The sequence below is a fragment of the Streptomyces sp. NPDC002690 genome, assembly GCF_053592415.1.
In genome coordinates, this window is record NZ_JBSFVR010000499.1 from 1 (window position 1) to 4,178 (window position 4,178).

The window sequence follows — 4,178 nt, forward strand, 5'->3', positions numbered from 1 at the left end:
GGTCGCCGCCTCGCCGCGAGCGAGGCCATCCGGCGGCGCCCGCGGGTGGCGAGCGCGGTGGCGGGCTCGATCGCGTTCGTGGTGGCCGTCTACCTGGGCACGGTGATCTTCGCCCCCGACTCCGGTTCGGCGGTGACCCCGGGCACCGGCGCGTCGCAGGGTGTCGTCACCCCGCAGGGCGAGGGCTCCCCCGCCCCCGCCGCGTCCGACACCCAGGACACCGGGCAGCGGGACTCGGACGGCGAGGACGGGGACGACGGCGGGGACGACGACTGAGCGGTCGTCCCGGAGCCGCTGCCAGAGCGCGTGGCTACCAGCGGTCGTGCACGCCCGCGCGGATGCGGCGGTCGTACAGGTCGCGCACCGCGTCCAGGGTCGGCTGCGGCAGCGGGGAGAGCGCGGCCGCGTCGGCGTTGGCACGGGCCTGGTCCACGGACCGCGCTCCGGGGATGACGCTGGTGACGCCGGGCTGCTGGATGATCCAGCGCAGCGCCGTCTGGGCGGGGGTGGCGCCCTGGGGGGCGAATCCGGAGAACTCGGCGGCGGCTTCGACGCCGGTCGCGTAGTCGATACCGGAGAAGGTCTCACCCTGGTCGAACGCCTCGCCGTGGCGGTTGAAGGTCCGGTGGTCCTCCGGGGCGAAGACGGTCTCGGCCGTGTAGCGGCCGGAGAGCAGGCCGGAGGCGAGCGGGACCCGGGCGATGATGCCCACTCCGGCGGCGAGCGCGGCCGGGAGGACCTTCTCCAGCGGCTTCAGCCGGAACGGGTTGAGGATGATCTGGACGCTCGCGACGCCGGGGCGGGCGATCGCGGTGAGCGCCTCCTCGCAGGTCTCGACGCTGACCCCGTAGGCGGCGACGCGCTGCTCGGCGACGAGGGTGTCGAGCGCGTCGAAGACGGCGTCGGTCGAGTAGACGCTGGTGGGCGGGCAGTGGAGCTGGACCAGGTCCAGCGTGTCGACGCCGAGGTTCGCCCGCGAACGGTCGTTCCACGCGCGGAAGTTGTCCAGGACGTAGTTCTCCGGGACCTGGGCCTCACGGCGGCCCATCTTGGTGGCGACGAAGACACCGGCGTCCGGCCGGTCCTTGAGGTAGCGGCCGATGAGCTGTTCGCTGCGGCCGTCGCCGTAGACGTCGGCGGTGTCGAAGAAGGTGACACCCGATCCGACCGCCGCGTCGAGGACCTCGAACGCGTCCTGCTCGCGTACCTCGCCCCAGTCCCCTCCGAGCTGCCATGTTCCTTGTCCGACGACCGATACGTCACGGCCGGTCCTGCCGAGAGTGCGCTGTTCCATGGAGATCATGCTATTGCGCCGCCCTCGGTCCGTTCCGGCGCGGGGGCCCGCCCGCCGTGCGGCCGTCCGGGCGGGGCCGCACAGTGGAGGGTGAAGCGGAACGGCCCGCCCGGGCCGTGTCCGGCCGGCGGCGCCGGCGGTCCGGCGGGAAGGGCGGGGCACGGCCCGGATTGATCGTCGGGCCAGAGGGACGACGGAGGGAGCCCGGCATGCAGCACGAATCCGTGACCCCACTGCCGCGCTTCGTCGTGCAGATTCACGCGGCACGGCGCATGCACTTCGACTTCCGGCTGGAGGTCGACGGCGTTCTGCGGTCCTGGGCGGTGCCGCAGGGCCCCTCGGACAACCCCAGCGACCGGCGACTGGCGGTCCCCACCGAGGACCACGCACTGGAGTACCGCGAGTTCGAAGGGGTGATCCCGCCGGGCGAGTACGGCAGCGGCACCGTCATCGTCTGGGACCAGGGCACGTACGTGCCGCTCGGCCACGACGAACACGGGCTCCCGGTGCCGTTCGCGGAGTCCCTGGAGCGCGGCCACGCCACCTTCCGGCTCGTCGGCGAGAAGCTGCGGGGCGAGTTCGCACTGATCAGGTTCCGGACGGGCCGGGAGGACGCGCGCGGCCAGGAGGCGTGGCTGCTGATCAAGGCCAAGGACGAGCAGGCGGTACGGGACCGGCCCGGTACCCCCGACCCGTACCACGCGCGTTCGGCCAGGACCGGGCGCACCCTGCACCAGGTGTCGGCCGCGGAGGCCGGACACGACTCCGCCCGAGGATGACGGTGGGGGCGGGCGGACACCCGCTCCTCCGTCCGTCCCCGGGCTCCTCCGTCCGCCCCCGGTCCACGTCGGGCCCTCCTCACAGCGGCCAGACCCGGGGCACGACCGTCAGCGCCACCACCAGGAACCAGATGACGACCGGCAGGCCGAAGCGCCAGTAGTCGCCGAACCGGTAGCCCCCGGGTTCGTACACCATGAGGTTGGCCGCCGTGGCCACCGGAGTGAGCATCGCTGCGGCAGCGGCCACCGCGACCACCATGAGGACGGGAAGTACGGAGACCCCGACCTCCTGGGCGGCGACGGTCGCGATGGGAATGACGATCAGCGCGGTGGCGGTGTTGCTGACGAACTGCCCGAGCACGACCGTGACGAGGAAGAGGCCGGTCAGCAAGGCGTACCGGCTGCTGCCGGCGATGTCCACGATGAGACGGGCGACGGAGTCCGCGGCACCCGACGTCATGATCGCGGTGGAGAGCGGGAACATCGCTCCGACCATCACGACGGTCGGCCAGGACACCCCCCCGTACGCCTCGTGCACCGAGACGACCTTGAGGAGGATCATCGCCACGGCCGCGATCAGGGCGGCGACGGCCGGGGAGACCAGCCCGGAGGCGAGCAGGATCACCATGGCGCCCATCACGGCGAGAGCGCGCCGTCCGGCGGGTCCCACGGGGGTGTTCTGGCGCCGGACCGCCGCCGGGGAGTCGACCAGCAGCAGGTCGTCGGAGTAGATCGCCGCGGTGCCGCTGAGCGCGGGCCAGGACCCGTGCAGCAGAAGGGTGTCACCCGCGCGCAGTGTGACGGTGCCGGGGTCGGCGTTCTGTCCGTCCCGGTGCACGGCGAGTACCACGATGTCCCGGGCCTCCGTCAGCAGGCCGGGGAAGACCCGCGCGCCGACCAGCGCCGAACGCGGCGAGATCAGCACCTCCGCCAGTCCGACCTCTCGGTTGACCAGCGCACCGGCCCGCTGCTCACCCAGCCGGGCCCGCTGCGGGATCAGACCGTGGATCCGGGCGAAGGCGTTCAGCTCCTCGGGCGTTCCACGCACCACGACCTGGTCCCCGACGGAGAGGGTGTCGGTGCTGCGCAGTTCGTGGTCGTCGGAGTCCCCGCGCAGCGCTCCGAGCACGACGAGGTCACCTTCCCCGGTGGCGAGAGAGGGAAAGGTCTCCCCCACGCACGACGATCGCGGGGACACCACCAGTCCGCCGAGGTCGTCGGCGAGTCCGTAGTGCGCGACAAGGGTGAGGGTGTGGTTGCTCAAGTCCGGCGGGAGCGCCGCGGGACTGCGGGAGGGCAGCAGCCGGTCACCGAGGAAGACCGCCGCCGCGACCGTACCGGCGACCAGCGGGACGCCCACCCAGAGGAAGGAGAAGAAGCCGAAGCCCCGGCCGGTCACCTCCTTGGCCGCCTCGGAGACCAGCACGTTGATCGGGGTCCCGGTCAGCACCAGCATCGACCCGGCGTGCGCGGCGAACGCCAGTGGCATCACCAGTTTGGACGGCGGCATGCCGACCCGTACCGCCAGCATCACCACCACCGGCAGCAGCGCGGCGACCGCACCGTTCATGGTGATCAGCGCCGAGAGGGCTGCGACGGAGACGAGGGTCAGCGCGACGAGCCGCCAGCGGCTCCGCCTGGTGCGGGCCGCGAGCAGCTGTCCCGCCCTGGCCGTCACCCCGGTCACTTCGAGGCCCGCGCTCACCACGAACAGCGCCGCCACGAAACCCACCACCGGGTCGCCGAAGCCGCTGAAGATCTGGGCGGGCGTCAGCACTCCGATGCCCACCAGGGCGAGGGCGGAACCGAGGGCGACCGCCTCGACGGGCAGGCGGTTCAGCGAGAACAGCACGACGACCGCCGCCAGTACCAGCAGCACCAGGGATGAATCACTCATCGAACACCGAACCAGTTGAAATCGGTCACCAGGCGAACGTACTGCACAGGGTTCCCCCCTCGCACCGACCGGCGGCACACGACCTGGTGCGCGCGGCGGGCAGGGCGGCCGGGCATGCTGTTTCGTTGTGGTGCGGAATTCAATTGAATGCTCAATTCAATTGAACGGCTCGCGAACACGCCCCCGTGCGCCCCCGGTCGATCCTTTG

The 4,178-nt window shown here is 72.1% G+C and carries 3 protein-coding genes and 1 pseudogene; 2 read left to right on the plus strand and 2 right to left on the minus strand.

Annotated features, from left to right (window positions below; translation table 11 throughout):
- Nucleotides 1–276, plus strand: a pseudogene (locus ACWD3D_RS34075) (serine/threonine protein kinase); the annotation flags it as partial.
- A 34-nt stretch (nt 277–310) separates the two neighbouring features.
- Here the strand turns inward: ACWD3D_RS34075 and ACWD3D_RS34080 are convergent.
- Nucleotides 311–1,303, minus strand: a complete 993-nt coding sequence (locus ACWD3D_RS34080) for an aldo/keto reductase (protein WP_451464577.1) — start codon at nt 1,301–1,303, stop codon at nt 311–313.
- A 200-nt stretch (nt 1,304–1,503) separates the two neighbouring features.
- On the opposite strand from ACWD3D_RS34080, the gene ACWD3D_RS34085 reads away from it, so the two are divergent.
- On the plus strand, nt 1,504–2,073 hold the full coding sequence (locus ACWD3D_RS34085; protein WP_451464578.1) for a DNA polymerase ligase N-terminal domain-containing protein: 570 nt from the start codon (nt 1,504–1,506) through the stop codon (nt 2,071–2,073).
- A gap of 79 nt (nt 2,074–2,152) precedes the next feature.
- Here the strand turns inward: ACWD3D_RS34085 and ACWD3D_RS34090 are convergent, their stop codons facing one another.
- Nucleotides 2,153–3,970, minus strand: coding sequence for an SLC13 family permease (locus ACWD3D_RS34090; protein ID WP_451464579.1), 1,818 nt, complete (start codon nt 3,968–3,970; stop codon nt 2,153–2,155).
- Nucleotides 3,971–4,178: the final 208 nt, after the last annotated feature.